Genomic DNA, 15,418 nt, shown 5'->3' with positions numbered 1-15,418 from the left:
TTCCCACCAAACGGTACCCGCTTCAAGCGCATCACGCTCAGTGTCTGACATTTCTGGCATTACTTTGCGAAATGCCGTTAGAATAGGCTTAGTAAGTAAGCTCTGACGGATTGATGTAATATTCAAAGGCACCAAAATAACGGCAAGAATGACCCAAAGTACAGGGCCAACAATGCCAGCTATGCTGCCAACCGCAAACATCGCCACAAGGCCTGCGCTAAAGGCAACCAAGCTGGCGCGTTTGTAAGTTAATACACCGGCAACCAAGAGGGTTGCGATGATCCAAAGTGCGACACTCATATAAATCACTCCAAGTTAGAGGTCTGACCAGTAATATGTGCAAATTAGATCAGACGGCTATGTTTTTCAAGAAAAATTTGAACACCTGTTTGAATCTTTTGTCATAGAGTGTACAGGCAAGCTGCCAGTAGGGCGGTTATATTGATACGGAGTAACGGCTAAAAGGAGTCTTCGATGGCGAAAAAATTAGTGACCGCAATGGTATTAGCCACTGCATCGTTTGCCAGTATGGCAGTTTGGGCAGAGCCCGTCGAGCTTGCACCTTATAAGGCAGAATACAGTATTACTCGAGGTGGAAGCGACTATGGTGAAGGGCAACGTTATTTAACCCAAACCAATGCGGGCGAGTGGCAGCTGTACGGTCATACCGATATTTCGTGGTTTATACTGTCCGATGAGCGCACGACGGAATCCGTGTTCCGTGTGAATGATGAACAAGACTTTATTCCCATCGACTTCCAATATAAACGCGAGGGGACAGGCTCAGATCGAGCGTTTCATGCCAGCTTCGATGCCGAAACCCACCAAGCAGTGAATGTAGCGTCCGGTAAGCCAATAGATATTAACTGGCAAGGTGCTTTATACGATGAGGGCTCGGTCGCCGAGAAGCTCCGTTTAGATGTTGCCGCTGAACGTGAACCGCTTAGCTATGCAGTGATTGATGAAGAGGGCCATAGTAAAACGTATCGCTTTCAACGGATTGGTGAAGAGACTATTAGCACGCCTTATGGTCAGTTAGACACCATTAAAGTTGAACGTGTGCGGGATAATAACAAGCGTGAGACCTACTATTGGTTCGCGCCTGAAATGAACTACTTACTGGTGCAATTACAGCAGTTTAAAGAAGGTGACGAGCAAGCCACGATGGCATTAACCGGCGTGACTTATCCGAAGTCGAGCGAGGATTAATCCTCGCTCGCGTAACCGTGCGGCCCGAGCGGCTGATTATCGAGTTCAACGCCTTGTGCACCGAGTGCAAGGCGGTCATCACAAAACCATTTGACCACTAACGGGTAAATACGATGCTCCTGCTCGTGCACCCGCGCCTGCAAGTCATCGGCCGTGTCACCCTCAAAGACCGGTACTTTTGCCTGGAGTATCACCGGGCCGCCATCAAGCTCTTCAGTGACAAAGTGAACACTAACACCGTGCTCCTTATCGCCGGCATCTAATGCGCGTTGATGAGTATTGACGCCTTTGTACTTAGGTAATAGAGACGGATGAATATTCAACATGCGACCGGCAAAGTGACGAGTGAAGTCCGCCGTGAGAATGCGCATAAAGCCCGCTAAAATCACCAAGTCGGGTTGATACGTATCAATTAACGCCTGTAACTCGGCATCGTACGATTCACGGCTATCAAACGCCTTATGCGATAACGCATGAGTAGCGATACCGCGTTCAGCAGCTCTTTCGAGACCTTTTGCGGTGTCTTTGTTAGCGATAACGGCGACAACTTCGCCGTTAACTTGTTGTTTTTCGCAAGCATCTACGATGGCTTGCATGTTCGAGCCGGTGCCCGAAATTAGCACTACAATACGTTTCATGAGCCGTCCACTAGCGGGTTTCGTCAGCTAAAATCTCAACTTGCTCGTCATTTTCGGCGGCATCTGCAATACGACCAATCACCCAAGCATCTTCGCCGAGCTGGTTAAGTAGTTCAACGGCACGCTCTGCTTCAGCGTTTGGTACTGCGATGACCATGCCCACACCACAGTTAAAGGTGCGGTACATTTCGCGCATGCTGACATTGCCGTTTTCTTTTAACCAGTCAAAGATCACCGGCCATTCCCAGCTGTTACCGTCGATAACGGCTTTAGCGCCTTTTGGCAGTACGCGTGGAATGTTTTCCCAGAAACCACCCCCGGTGATATGCGACAACGCGTGTACAGGCACTTGCTTAATCAGTTCTAACACTGACTTCACGTAAATGCGTGTCGGCTCAAGTAAGTGTTCAGCGAGCGTACGGTTCTCGAGGTGTGACTCCAAATCCGCTTCGCTGACTTCAATAATCTTGCGGATTAACGAATAGCCATTGGAGTGAGGGCCGCTTGAAGCCAGAGCAATCAGCGCGTCACCTTCGGCAACTTTAGTGCCATCGATGATGTCATCCTTTTCGACAACACCAACACAGAAACCCGCTAAATCAAAATCACCGTGCTCATACATGCCAGGCATTTCTGCCGTTTCGCCGCCAATCAATGCACAACCTGACTGCTCGCAGCCATCGCCAATACCGGTCACCACATCCGCAGCCACATCAACGTCGAGTTTGCCAGTTGCATAATAGTCGAGGAAGAACAGCGGCTCAGCACCCTGTACAATGAGGTCGTTGACACACATCGCGACCAGGTCAATGCCTACGCCGCGGTGTTGTTTTAAATCAATCGCTAAGCGCAGCTTAGTGCCCACGCCATCGGTACCTGAAACTAATACCGGCTTTTTGTAGCCTTCAGGAATCTCGCACAATGCACCGAAACCACCAATATTGCCCATCACTTCGGGGCGGCTGGTCCGTTTGGTGACACCTTTAATACGATCAACAAGCGCGTTGCCAGCGTCGATATCAACGCCTGCGTCTTTGTAGCTTAAAGAGGGTTTATTGTTACTCACGAGCAGTTCCTAAGCGGCAAAAAATTTGCGCGCAAGTTTAGCACGAAAAACCACCGAATAGGTACTCCCAATCGGCGGTTTTACGCGGAAAACTAGTCTCGCCAGAACTTAGGCAATAGCAAGGTCAGTACGGTAAAGTACTCTAAGCGACCTAAGATCATGGCAAAGGTCAGTAGCCAGGTCCCCGTGTCGGTAACGGGGATAAAGTTGCTCGACACTTCGCCAAAGCCTGGACCGAGTACGTTAATGCATGCTGCGACAGCACTAAAGGCACTGAAAAAGTCGAGTCCAGTCATCATCAGTAAAACCGTGAGCACCATGGTGCAAATGGCAACTAACAACATGAAACTGGTGACCGCGGCGAGTACCGGCGTACGAACCACTTTATGTTGATAGCGCACATGAATCACCGCACTGGGGTGAATTGCCTGCAACATATGATGTTTTATCGCACGGAAAGTAATAATGTTACGGATGAATTTGTTGCCGCCCGCGGTCGAGCCGGCACAGCCACCTAAATAACTCGCAATAATCAAAAAGCCCGCGGTAGCGGCAGGCCACGCGGATAGATCATCGGCGCCAAAGCCGGTACTGGTCATAAACGAAATGACATGAAACACCGCCTGCGAGACCGACACCCAGAATGAAGGATGGGTATGATTGACCACCGCCATCGCCGTTAAAATGGCGGAAATTGTGAGGATCGCTAAGATAAAGTAGCGTGTTTCCTCGTCCTGCCAGTAACCTTTAAGTGAGCGTACGGTAAAGTTTTTGTGATGCAGTGCAAAACTGATGGCACCGAGCGCCATGAACACATCGGCAACGCCCAAAATCGTGTGACTATTGAAATGACCCATACTGGCGTCGTAGGGCGAGAAGCCACCCGTAGATACAGTAGAAAACGAATGAGCGATGGCATCAAACGCATTCATACCGGCAAGCCAATAGCTCAAGGCACAGGCGAGGGTTAAACACAAATAAACCAGCCATAAATAGCGACTGGTTTTGGCGACACGAGGGGCAATTTTATCGTCTTTAATCGGCCCAGGGGTTTCCGCCTTAAGCAAGCGCATACCACCGACGTTGAGCATGGGCAAAATAGCGACCACGAAAATCACGATACCCAAACCCCCCATCCATTGCAGAAACTGTCGATACAGCAGGAAGCTTTTGGGCATATGATCGAGCCCGGTCAAGATCGTAGCACCTGTGGTGGTCATCGCGCTGACCGACTCAAATACCGAGTCGGTAAAGCTGACGCCAGTAATGAACATGATCGGCAGGGCACCTAAAACGCCCATTAAAAACCATGTCATGGTGGCAAAGGCGAGTGCCTCGCGATAATACAAACGCGCCATATTGCCCTTGCGGTAGCGCAAATAAACCAACAACGACAGTGCAAAACAAATAAGGGAACCATCTAAAAACTGACTAAAGGTTTTATCCCTAAAGACCAGCATCGACAGCAATGCGAACACGAGTTGAATACTACCTATCCAAAGAAACGGCCATGCCAATAGCCGCAAGGTTGCATGTATATTCAATGGTTAACCCTTTGTAGAGACGCTAAAAAATACACAAATAATCATTTCAAACGGGTAAAGATCGTACGATAATAGTCAAGAGCCGATGCGCTGTTGCATTCTTCTGGGCTGATGCCCACACCGGTTAAGGATACCCACAGACAGGTATGATGAACCTTGTCCCTGCAAATGTCACCCATCTTGATAGTGTTGTGCAATTAGAAAAGGCAACTTTTCCAGACGATGCCATCAGCAAGCGTAGTTTTCGCCGGTTTATCGAGTCGAACACGGCGGACTTTTTTGTCATGCTCAACGATAAACGCGTGGTGGGCTATTACGTGGTGTTGTTCCGTAATAACACCAATCTGGCGCGGCTGTATGCGCTGGTATTAAGTCCACAATTTCGTGGTAGCGGTTTCGGAAAACAGTTACTTCAACATGCCGAAGATCGAGCCGATCTGCGACACAGCTTATTCTTGCGAACCGAAGTTGCAACGTCTAACCAACTCGCACAACAGTTATTTATTAATGCCGGTTTTCGTGCAGTTGAGCTACGCGAGGCTTACTTCCCACCGAGTGCCAGTCAATCGCAGGATGCGCTGATACTGCAAAAGCTATTACCGCGCTATGAGCTAGGTGAGGACAACAGCGTCGGCGCAACCGAGCGCTACGTGCCCATGATGACACAGTCGACGGAGTTCACTTGCGGGCCCGCAAGTTTATTGATGGCGCTGGATTACTTTGGACGTCCGACCGCGGATGCCTCACAAGAAGAGCTCGAAATTTGGCGCGAGGCGACCACCATTTATATGACCTCGGGTCATGGTGGCTGCGGACCGCACGGACTTGCGCGAGCAGCGTTCAAGCGCGGGTTGTCAGTACGCGTTGCGGTGAATACCGACGATGCACTGTTTATTGACTCGGTGCGGCAAGAACAAAAGAAAGAAGTCATGCAACGGATCCAACAAGCCGATATCGATTACCTGAACCGCCACGGCGTTGCTATTGATGTGTGCGACTACGGTGTTGCTGAGCTGAAAGCTGATTTGGGCGAGGGGCGGCTCGTACTCGCGCTCATCTCAACCTATCATTTTGATGGTATACGTGCGCCGCATTGGGTGTTGATCTGCGCCGCGGACGATGACTTTATTTATATCAATGACCCGGACTACGACACCTTACCCTGGGAGTCACCGACCGAACGTCAGTATTTGCCGATTCCAATAGCGACCTTTAACAAGGCGTTTGGATTCGGCGGCCGTAAACAAAAGGCCGCCGTGATTGTGGGGCGCGTCGATTAGTCGACGCTACTAATTTGCCAAACCGACACACTGCCACTGACTTCGTTACCGACCACCAACAGCGGTTTGCCTGTCGCGCTGTCGGCGGCAGGTACAAAGACCATACCCTCAGGCGCGAGATCACCGATACCGTCATCCACTGATAAGCCTTCCGTTAAGTCACGGTTGATAACATAATCAACGAACTGGGCGTTGTAAGGGTTAGTTACATCATAAACCATGATGCCGCCCATACGTTCCAAGCCGATAAACGCATAGGTACGAGAACCGATTTGACCTAAGGTTAACGCTTCTGGTTCAGGCCCTTTGTTTGAAGAACGCGAGTCACCTTCGTTCTCGTCGTCGTTATTGTTAAATGCGTTGCCATGCACTGAAGCCGTGATCCGTTCAAAATCGTCACCGCTGTCAAATACCGGCAAACCATTTTGATCCCAAATAGTAAACGAGCGTGAGCCATAGGCATATAGCGTTTCATATTCGCCATCGTTGTCGGTATCCCCAAGGGCTTTAGTCACTGTAAGGCGACCCAAAGGAAAGGCTGTAAAGTTTACGTCTTTAGGGTCATCACCGGCTAACGTTTCGAGTTCGCTGCCGGCTGCATAATCTAAATCACGCGCCTGGGCTTCATCAGTGTAGGCTAGACAGCCATCGTCACTGTCATAGTCTTCTCCACCTGCTGCAGTACAGGCTGCTTCGTCCGCCACATCAAAGAAATACTCACGCGCATCACCCTCGTTAGCGGTGACCAGGAACGTGGCATTGTTCCATTGATAATGAGCGATCGAATCAGGCATATAGACACCTTTTAGGTTGTCATATTGGCCAAAACTCACGGTACCATCTTCCATGGTGTCAATCTGATACGAGCTCCAATCCTTAAAGCCCAAGCCCACAATCTCAATTGAATTATCGGATAAATCAACCACTGCCAAGCCGTTGTTTTCTTGTAACGTGACATAGGCGCGGTCGTTAGTCGCAGTGATATATTCAGGCTCTAAATCTTGCGCGACCGTGGTTTCGATAAGGTTACCATTGATGGTGCGACCCGACGGGTTAGGGAAGTGCATACCCAGCGCTGCGAGATCCGCCTGCTGGCCATTAAAAGCCTGAAAATCTAACTGCGCCACAGTGGCATCCTCGATCCCTGAGTCTGCAAGTGTAATGACCGTAATAGAACCCTCTGGGTCGACTGAGTAGTCGCCATTAGGCTCACCTTCATTAGCAACGAGAACGCGGGTGCCATCTGGGGTAAAGGTGACCATGTCGGGTAAAAAGCCCGCCTCGATCGAACCGCTGTACGTTGCCGTACCTTGCGCTAACTCATAAAACAAGATTTCGCCACGCACGCCATGATCCGCCTCCATCGCGACCGCCAACCAATCGCCATGGACGGCGATACTATTGGCACCCTGCAACGTTTTACCATTAACGTCGGTTTCTAGCGTTAATGCGGTGCTGGTAAGATTATCCAGCGTAAGTGCGTTGTCGCTCGCTGTCGCCGGAAGCTCTGCGGCATCCATGATTTCAACCGTCGGCGTAGCGGCGGCACTGTTAATCGCGAGAAACTGCTGGCGCGCTGTATCGTACTGCACGATCTCAGCCGCACCTTCAGGATCCTCTGGATTTAAGACCGTACGCGCAACTAAACTCAGTGAGATTCCGTTAGCTGCGTTTTGACCATCTTCACCTGCGGGGCCTTGTGGACCTTGAGCGCCCGTCGCACCGGTATCGCCGTCGTCACCCTCGAGCGCACATCCCGAAAGCGCGATGACTAAACAGCTGGCAAGTAATGTATATTTTGTTTTAATTGTACTCATACAATGTTCCTGGCAATGGTTAAAAAGCTTTCTTACGCTAAGCGTGTTATGTGACCTCTTAACTGCACTCGTGCGACGCTTTGATGACAGTTTGGCGAACAGTTAAGATAAGGTTAAATTGAAGTTCAAACTGATCGGTTTTACTTTATAGATGCGTAGCCCTTAACTATATAAGAAACAAACACTGGTATAAGGAAGGTCTAATGAGCTCTGCATTTGATGATTTTGAACTGAAAGGACACAAACTCGAAAATCGTTTTGTTGTCGCACCTATGACCCGCACCAGTGCGGATAAAAAAGGTAAGCCCACCGAGCTGATGGGTGATTATTATGAGCGTTTTGCCAAAGGCGGCTGGGGCGTGGTCATCACTGAAGGTATCTACACCGACCAGCAAGCGAGTCAGGGCTATGAAAACCAACCCGGGCTGACCGATGCACCTCAAACCGATGCATGGAAAGAGATCGTCGAACGTGTTCATAAACACGACTGCGTGTTTATTGCTCAATTGATGCACGCCGGTGCACAAATGCAGCACAACGAATTTACTGACGAACCTATCGCACCGAGCGCAGTGAAGCCGAAAGGCGAACCGCTCGATCTGTATGGCGAGAGCGATGGTTGGAAAGAGCCAAAAGCGATGGGTGAAACCGAATTTGATGCTGCCATGCAAGGTATCATCGGCGCCGTTAACCGTGCTAAAGAAGCCGGTTTCGACGGTATCGAGTTGCATGCGGCTAATGGCTACCTACTCAACGAATTTTTAAGCGACCACTTTAACCAGCGCGAAGATCAGTGGGGCGGTGGCATGGCAAAACGGCTGAAGTTTGTCGAAATGGTCGTCAAAGCCGCAAAATCAGCCGTCGATGACGACTTCATCGTGGGCATTCGTGTGGGTCAAATTACTGTGACCGATCCCGACTACCAGTGGCCAGAGGGCGAAGACGGTATGATCCGTATCGTGAAGGGCTTGAAAGAAGCTGGCGTCGACTATATACATACCACAGACACCAGCGTTGACCGTAAACCGTTTAAAGACGGCAGTAACAGTACGCTTGCAGAAGTGGTGCAAGACTTTAGCGACATTCCGGTTATCGTCAATGGTGGTATTGATGAGAGCAATTACGAACATATTGCGGCGCATTACGAAAACGGTTTGCTCGCTATTGGTAAAAAGGCGCTCGCCAACCCCGACTTACCGCATCGGTTAAAGAAAGGGGAAACCATTGAGGATCTCGACTTTGCCATGTTGCAACCCATTGCAACACTCGAAAACGAATGGAAATGGCGCGACGAGCACGATAAGCACGTCAAGTAAGGAGAAATGATGAAACACGTAGCGGTTATCTTATCAGGTTGCGGTGTCTTTGATGGCGCCGAAGTCAACGAAGCCGTACTGACATTGCTGCACTTAGAGAAGCAGGGCGCTAAATATTCAATATTCGCACCCGATGTGCAACAAATGCATGTTGTCGACCACCTAAAAGGCGAAGCCAGTGGCGAGCAACGCAACGTATTGACCGAGTCTGCTCGCATTGCGCGCGGCGACATCAAGCCACTTTCAGAACTCGACGCGGCGAACTTTGACGCATTGATTCTGCCAGGTGGGTTTGGCGTTGCGAAAAACCTATGTAACTTTGCCGAGAAAGGCGCCGACTCAACCGTTAACGCCGAAGTACTTGCGGTGGGTAAAGCCTTTAAAGACGCTAAGAAACCCGCAGGCTACATGTGCATTACACCGGTATTGCTGCCACACGTTTACGGTAAAGGCGTGAAAGGCACCATCGGCACTGATGCCGATACCGCCAAGGCCTACAGCCAGATGGGCGGCGAGCATGTGGACTGCAGCGTGCGTGATATCGTCGTTGATGACGCTCACCGCGTGGTCACTACACCGGCATACATGTTGGCAGAATGCCTGCTCGATGCCGATGAAGGCATCAAAAAGCTGGTTGAAAAAGTGCTGTTTATGGCCGCATAACGCGGCACAGTAAAATAAATTTGTTAAGTGCTTAATATTTCGGCGGTTGCGCTGTCTAAGAGATAGCGCAATACGCGCGAATCAGGTACAATGTACTTTGCTTTGGGGCTGATCTGGATTCGACGGGATACACGAAACCCAAGGTGCATGCCGAGGTGAGGCTGGCCTCGTAAAAAGCCTCAACGTTATAGTTGCAAACGACGACAACTACGCTCTAGCGGCTTAATAACCCGCTAAGCCCGTCCCCCAGCGCTTTGTCTACGAGACTGGATCAGGATGGCTCGACCTAAGGTAGACTCGCGTGGATGCTTTGTCCGGAGCTGAAGCGTTAAACTTAATCGGACTCGCCAGTAGTTGAAGCCTGTCAGTCGGCGTCATGCTGGTTAATAAAAAGACTGAATAAGCATGTAGGACCGAGGATGTAGGTATTGCGGACGCGGGTTCAACTCCCGCCAGCTCCACCACATTATATAGCGGCGCATCGCGCGCCGCTTCTCCCTATCCCAAGCGTGGTAAGCTTTCCAGCGTCACGCGTTCTGTTCGTAAATTACGCTCGACTGCTCTCAAATACGCTCCATTTTGCCAACCTGATGCCAACTTTTGCCAACGGGGTGACAACTTTGGTGAGCATTTTGGTGAACTTGCAACACCATACTCAACTCATTTTTTGAATCGCATCTTACGTAATTTCGATTACTTCGATGCCATATCGGCAGAAAACTTTCTTCGCTCAATTAAACAGGTTTCGTCACTTCTTGGTTTCGACTTGCTCGACGAACGCCAACACGAATCACTTGCCGAAACGCTGGCCTCTCAATTTCGTTTCCTCACCGTTTCAATTTCGTACACGAAAGCAAAACGATATGGTTTCGATTTATCTCACTACAACGAGACCGAAATTAAAACGAGAGTGCGTGATATGCGTTTCTGGAAAAGCCAAATCAGAAAACGTAGTAAAGAGCTACTATCTGAATTGGAACGGTGCATTGGCTTAGTCTCTAATCGAAGAGCGAAGTATTGCGGCGATCTTACATACGGTCGTTTCAGAGAGTCTGAACAAAAATCCAACGAATTTTTAGAGCGGCACTTTATTCAGAGTTTAGACGGCGAGCGCGTTTCACTAAAAGAAATTTCTGAACATAACACGACCAACAAGCAGATCCTGTTCTACGAATGGATTACAAGGGTTAAAGGGTTTGACGAACTAGCCGAGCGTTATGGTCATGCGTCGATGATGGTAACGTTAACTTGTCCAGCCTATATGCACGCAACTTACTCGCGCTCTGGGAGCTTAAACCAAAAATATGATGGTCAAACGGTAAGAGAGTGTCAAAGGCACCTCAATACGGTTTGGAGACGAGTTAGGGCAAAACTTAAGCGAGACAACGTAAATATATACGGCATGCGGGTTGTTGAACCGCACCACGACGGAACGCCGCATTGGCATTTAATCGTTCATTGTGAAGAGCCTGAGCTAAAGCAAGTAAAACGGATCATTAAACATTACGCTCTGCAAGAGTCACCGAACGAGTGCGGCGCACTAGAACGCAGAGTTGATTTTATCGATATCGATCGCGCTAAAGGTTCATCTGCATCCTACCTAGCCAAGTATCTCGCTAAAAATATGATTGGCTTAGATACAGAGGGCGAGGGATGCAGGCGTGTGAGCAGACATGCCACCGACTGCGCCCGAGCTTGGGCAAGTGCTCATAGCATTAGACAATTCCAGCAATTTGGTGGTGCAAGTGTCACTGTTTACCGAGAGCTTAGACGACTTCGCGATGAAACCCTCGATCCTATTATAGAACCCGCAAGGTTAGCGGCTGATGCATCCAACTGGGCAACTTATTGTGAAGCGGTGGGCGGCGTTAGTGTTTCAAGCAGAACGCAAACGATTAAACCTTACTATGAGCAGTCAGAGTCCTTTAATCGCTCAACAGGTGAAATCATTGAAGCTGGACAGTCAGAAAACGTAAACCGCTACGGAGAGCCCAAAAGCAAGGTGGTTAAGGGCTTAGCTTATGCGGGAAAAGTGAGAAAGACGCGCACTAAGCTCTGGACAATTATTGCATCACCACCGCAGTCCGATGCATCGCCGCCCGCCAGGGCGGCATGCAGAGGAAACGGTGGTCACCTTGGACTTGTGTAAATAACTGTACGGAACATCAAAATGAAGCAAAAACCAGTTTTAAACGATACTCAAAAACTAGAATTTGACTTAGAAGAAGCAACCTCACTGATACACATGGCGATCCATCGTGCAGGTATCGAACAACCTAAGTTTGAGGACATTGGATTAATAGTAGGTGTATTGGCGATGAACGACGAAATTGAAGTTGTCGTCAAGTTTCACGATGGTTTACGTCAATTTACACGTCGAGAGCTAGGTGGTTCTTACGTAGAAGAGCACATTCCAGAGTAGAAAAGTTTAATCTCATGTTTGACAGTGATTTAATTTGAGGTTATATAGTTAATTTCAGGTTAAATAAAATGTGAGGTTAACTATTATGTTCGACTTTTTGACGGATGAACAAAACGCTCGCTTACAGAGTTCAATAGCTGAATTTAAAGGGCATGTGAGCACAATCGAAACGGCTATTGGGGCTATCGTTATTGGTCAGCGGTATGGCTGGCGTGTACTTAGAATGGTTCATAGCTCTAATACGATGAAGAAATATGAAAAAGCTATCGGCTTGTCTTATGAGGAAATCTGTCCAGAGGAAACAGAGCTCAGTACACGAAATGTGGGTTACAGAGCATCTAAAGTGATTGGTAAGTATTGGGATATCGTGATGGGTCGTCACAAAGTTGAGCGGAAGGCTGAGCTGGATGAGGAGGAAACTCAATCATGAATCAACCACGGTGGGTATTACTCGGTCATTTCTGTGAGCTAACTGGATTTACTCAAAAAGCTGTTTATGCGCTCATTCAAAAAGGGCGTTGGATGCTTTCACGAGAATATAAAAAGGTGAATGGTCGCTACTTTATTAACCTTGAAGCTTACGAACGTTGGATAGAAACTAACGGTTAAAATTCGTTATGGAAAAGACTCAATATAAAGGTATTTACGCTGGCAAAAATGCGGTACGTATGGAATTTATGTATCGTCATCAGCGTTGCCGAGAAACGTTACGTGTTAAGCCAACATCGGACAACTTGAAGCGTATCCATCAGAAGTTGGAGCGGGTCAAAATCATGATCCAATTCGGTGAGTTCGACTACGTAAAAGAGTTTCCAGAGTCGAAGCAGGCTTTTCAGCTCAGTGACAACAAAGCGGCTCACATGAGCATTGAGCAAATGATGACTCGTTGGTATGAACAAAGTTACAGACATTGGGCGTTCAGTACTGAGAAAGCCAATCGAGGCCGGATGGATAACCACGTTATCCCAAATTTTGGAAAAATCATTGTAAATGACTTCACGCCCTCGACATTTAGAGAGTGGCAACGAACAGCAACGATTAGCGCGAAGACTGTCAATGAGGTTCACTCGCTGTTGAGTCAGGGGTTCGACTTTTTGGTTTACGACGATATTATTGACCAAAACCCCATGAAGCGGGTAAAACGCTTAAAACACCAAACAGAGGAAGTTCAGCCGTTTACACCTGAAGAACGTGAAAAAATACTGTCTGCGTTGCCAGAGGGTTACGCAAGGGACTTTTATGAATTCGCATTTTGGACGGGGTTGCGTACTGGTGAACAAATTGGATTAAGGTGGAAGAATGTAGACTTAAATCGTAAAACCATTTTTATTTGCGAATCTATAGTAAAAGGTAAAGTTGCAGGAACGAAAACGGTTGGTAGCAGACGAACTCACGAACTTCACCCTAATGCTTCAGAAGTCTTAAGCAGGATTAAAGCCGAAAAGAGTAGTTTACCTGATCCTGATGAAGAATATGTATTCCTTGATCCTAGAACTTTAAAGCGTTGGAAAGATGAAGGAGTACCTAGAGAAAGGTTTTGGGTTAAAGCTGTTAGAATGTCAGGCGTGAGATATTTAAAGCCATACTCTTGCAGGCATACATATGCTTCTACTATGCTGTCATTTGAATCGATGCCAGCAATTTGGGTAGCCAAACAACTAGGCCATAGAAATTTAGAAATGCTCAATAAGCACTATGGGCGATGGATAAAATAAGCTATTACGTTTAAAATTTGGGCTTTACCCTTATCTGAATTCAGGTAACTAATTTTTGATGTTATTAAATACTCTATAGTTAGTTAATGAGAGCTTAAAGCCTGTATATTTCCTCGATTATTGTTTTATAAGCTACTTTTAGATTATCTTTAGAAATAGGATCATTTCTCGATTCCAAAACTAATACTGAGGTAGTCAATATAGACCTTGCAGCAGGGAGTTGTATGCAGAATATTACGAATAGAATGCCCAACAAAACTAGCCAATCTGATAACAACACGTAAGCATCTGCTAAGTTCGAAGTAAATATATATATTGTCGATGCTAAAATTATATTTGAAAGCAACCCAGTGAAGTGGTAAAGAAAAGTCGATCTAAAAAAGCTTTGTTTCAATTGATTTTTTGATGGGTTATTAGATAACGAGGGATTAACTACTCCCTCTTTTTTAAGGTGCGCATCTCTGATTTCCCAGAGAATAGCCTTGATAAAAACTAGCTTGATAGCCCAGCAAATAAATAGTGATAGTAAAATTAGAGCAACAGTGGATAGGTTAGTGTTTAAAGAGTTATCTAAATTAAAAATGTAAGATAGCTTTGATGAAGAAAGAAACTTTATAGGATCTAAATACCCATACTGCTCTTGTGCCTTCCCAAAAATATTACTGACAGCAACAAAAAACAGTAGCCATGATGAAATATTTATGGCTACTTTTGTAAACCGATTAAACTTAGATAATTCAACCGTATCAAACATTATGCTACGTCGATGAAGTGAATATCACCGGCTAAGTTGTCCACTACACCAAATTCCGTTATTGAAAATCCAATCACAGACACCATTACCGCATCATCTCCTGAAAGATAATCCCGAAGTTTTTGCAAGTCTTCCTCATCTTTAAAGTAGACGGTTCTGGAAATCCCGCTAGTGACGTCTAAACATTTTGCGTAGGGCTTCTTCTCATTTACTAAATCAAGTCCTCTTACCCTTATAGTATATCTATACGGGCCAACTATATTTCGTCTCATAACAACCTGGTTGAACCTCTCCGCTTTAGCTCTGTCGAAATGAAAACGTTCTACCCTTCCTGGTTCAGGGGTTTTTAGTTCAAACTCAAGCCAGCTCTGACCTGCTGCTTCTGTTCGAATTTCGGATAATATAGAATTTACTTCTCTACAAATAGCCTTCTTTGCAAAATCATTGTCTGCTTCAGGGGGAGCGTTTGCCTCGATCTCCTCTTGCTGCTGTAAGTCTGCTATTTTCTCTCTAATTTGTTTTGGCGTTATTGATGCCTGGGGTTCTTGGTTATAGGCTTCTTTAATATAGTTAGCCATTCTCTCGGCTACTCTTCGTGCTAATTGATTATTTCTCGATGATAAGAACTTAAGAATAATCCCGCCATCTTCAGGATCTAGGACTGTAAACTCTAGATCTTCTCTTTCATCGTGAGTTATTCGCGCAAATTTATGAATATTTCCTCGAGATTCGCTTAAAATAGCCCGATCTACAGCCGCTGAAAAGTGTTTGAGGGTATTTGCATATGTTCTCAAACCTAGTTTATGACTATCGGTAATCTCACCAGAGTAATGTATACTAATGTCGAAGTCTTGGTTTACTTCTCTCGGCATATTATATACCTTATATAATGATTGGATGTAGAATGATATTTACACAGTTTTACATGTCATGTAAAACCTTAAGCGCATAATTGTTCGAGGGAATTTATGGGTTCAACTCCCGCCAGCTCCAC

General features: G+C 47.0%; 15 protein-coding genes, 1 other RNA gene and 1 pseudogene. 10 read left to right on the top strand and 7 right to left on the bottom strand.

The window, feature by feature from the left end; all coding sequences use genetic code 11:
* A pseudogene (fadE, locus tag B2X00_RS03670) lies at positions 1–300 on the bottom strand (acyl-CoA dehydrogenase); the annotation flags it as partial.
* A gap of 174 nt (positions 301–474) precedes the next feature.
* On the opposite strand from fadE, the gene B2X00_RS03665 reads away from it, so the two are divergent.
* Positions 475–1,209 (top strand): DUF3108 domain-containing protein, encoded by a 735-nt coding sequence (locus B2X00_RS03665; protein WP_290486168.1) that lies wholly within the window; start codon positions 475–477, stop codon positions 1,207–1,209.
* Here B2X00_RS03665 and purN read toward each other — a convergent pair.
* The 3 genes from purN to B2X00_RS03650 form a co-directional block, all read right to left on the bottom strand.
* On the bottom strand, positions 1,206–1,847 hold the full coding sequence (purN, locus tag B2X00_RS03660) for a phosphoribosylglycinamide formyltransferase (protein WP_290486167.1): 642 nt from the start codon (positions 1,845–1,847) through the stop codon (positions 1,206–1,208). The two genes, B2X00_RS03665 and purN, sit on opposite strands and share 4 nt — an antisense overlap.
* Positions 1,848–1,857: 10 nt before the next feature.
* Positions 1,858–2,913, bottom strand: coding sequence for a phosphoribosylformylglycinamidine cyclo-ligase (gene purM / locus B2X00_RS03655; RefSeq protein WP_290486166.1), 1,056 nt, complete (start codon positions 2,911–2,913; stop codon positions 1,858–1,860).
* Positions 2,914–3,005: 92 nt separating this feature from the next.
* A complete protein-coding gene (locus B2X00_RS03650) occupies positions 3,006–4,457 on the bottom strand; it encodes a TrkH family potassium uptake protein (RefSeq protein ID WP_290486165.1) in 1,452 nt (483 codons plus the stop codon).
* 146 nt (positions 4,458–4,603) lie between these two features.
* On the opposite strand from B2X00_RS03650, the gene B2X00_RS03645 reads away from it, so the two are divergent.
* A complete protein-coding gene (locus B2X00_RS03645) occupies positions 4,604–5,737 on the top strand; it encodes a peptidase C39 family protein (protein ID WP_290486164.1) in 1,134 nt (377 codons plus the stop codon).
* On the opposite strand, the gene B2X00_RS03640 is transcribed toward B2X00_RS03645, so the two are convergent.
* Entirely contained in the window at positions 5,734–7,554 is a 1,821-nt protein-coding gene (locus B2X00_RS03640) for a choice-of-anchor I family protein (RefSeq protein WP_290486163.1), read from the bottom strand. The genes B2X00_RS03645 and B2X00_RS03640 overlap by 4 nt on opposite strands.
* Before the next feature lie 203 nt (positions 7,555–7,757).
* Between B2X00_RS03640 and B2X00_RS03635 the strand changes: the two genes are divergently transcribed.
* The 8 genes from B2X00_RS03635 (at position 7,758) to B2X00_RS03600 (ending at position 13,670) form a co-directional block, all read left to right on the top strand.
* Positions 7,758–8,870, top strand: a complete 1,113-nt coding sequence (locus B2X00_RS03635) for an NADH:flavin oxidoreductase (RefSeq protein ID WP_110575602.1) — start codon at positions 7,758–7,760, stop codon at positions 8,868–8,870.
* A 9-nt stretch (positions 8,871–8,879) separates the two neighbouring features.
* A complete protein-coding gene (elbB, locus tag B2X00_RS03630; protein ID WP_290486169.1) occupies positions 8,880–9,533 on the top strand; it encodes an isoprenoid biosynthesis glyoxalase ElbB in 654 nt (217 codons plus the stop codon).
* 104 nt (positions 9,534–9,637) lie between these two features.
* Positions 9,638–9,997, top strand: a transfer-messenger RNA (tmRNA) gene (ssrA, locus tag B2X00_RS03625).
* Between the two features lie 203 nt (positions 9,998–10,200).
* Entirely contained in the window at positions 10,201–11,682 is a 1,482-nt protein-coding gene (locus B2X00_RS03620; RefSeq protein WP_290486162.1) for a replication endonuclease, read from the top strand.
* A 21-nt stretch (positions 11,683–11,703) separates the two neighbouring features.
* A complete protein-coding gene (locus tag B2X00_RS03615) occupies positions 11,704–11,955 on the top strand; it encodes a hypothetical protein (RefSeq protein WP_071462439.1) in 252 nt (83 codons plus the stop codon).
* 85 nt (positions 11,956–12,040) lie between these two features.
* Positions 12,041–12,385, top strand: coding sequence for a hypothetical protein (locus tag B2X00_RS03610; RefSeq protein WP_290486161.1), 345 nt, complete (start codon positions 12,041–12,043; stop codon positions 12,383–12,385).
* Positions 12,382–12,564 (top strand): hypothetical protein, encoded by a 183-nt coding sequence (locus tag B2X00_RS03605; RefSeq protein WP_071462441.1) that lies wholly within the window; start codon positions 12,382–12,384, stop codon positions 12,562–12,564. The genes B2X00_RS03610 and B2X00_RS03605 overlap by 4 nt, the downstream gene beginning before the upstream one ends.
* Before the next feature lie 8 nt (positions 12,565–12,572).
* A complete protein-coding gene (locus B2X00_RS03600; protein WP_290486160.1) occupies positions 12,573–13,670 on the top strand; it encodes a tyrosine-type recombinase/integrase in 1,098 nt (365 codons plus the stop codon).
* A gap of 94 nt (positions 13,671–13,764) precedes the next feature.
* On the opposite strand, the gene B2X00_RS03595 is transcribed toward B2X00_RS03600, so the two are convergent.
* Positions 13,765–14,424 (bottom strand): hypothetical protein, encoded by a 660-nt coding sequence (locus B2X00_RS03595; RefSeq protein WP_290486159.1) that lies wholly within the window; start codon positions 14,422–14,424, stop codon positions 13,765–13,767.
* Positions 14,424–15,296, bottom strand: coding sequence for a hypothetical protein (locus tag B2X00_RS03590; RefSeq protein ID WP_290486158.1), 873 nt, complete (start codon positions 15,294–15,296; stop codon positions 14,424–14,426). Before B2X00_RS03590 ends, B2X00_RS03595 begins: the two co-directional genes overlap by 1 nt.
* Between the last annotated feature and the right edge of the window lie 122 nt (positions 15,297–15,418).

Origin of the sequence: Idiomarina sp. UBA3162 (assembly GCF_002364475.1) — a bacterium.
Taxonomy (GTDB): Bacteria; Pseudomonadota; Gammaproteobacteria; order Enterobacterales; family Alteromonadaceae; genus Idiomarina.
This window is presented reverse-complemented; position numbering and strand designations above follow the sequence as displayed.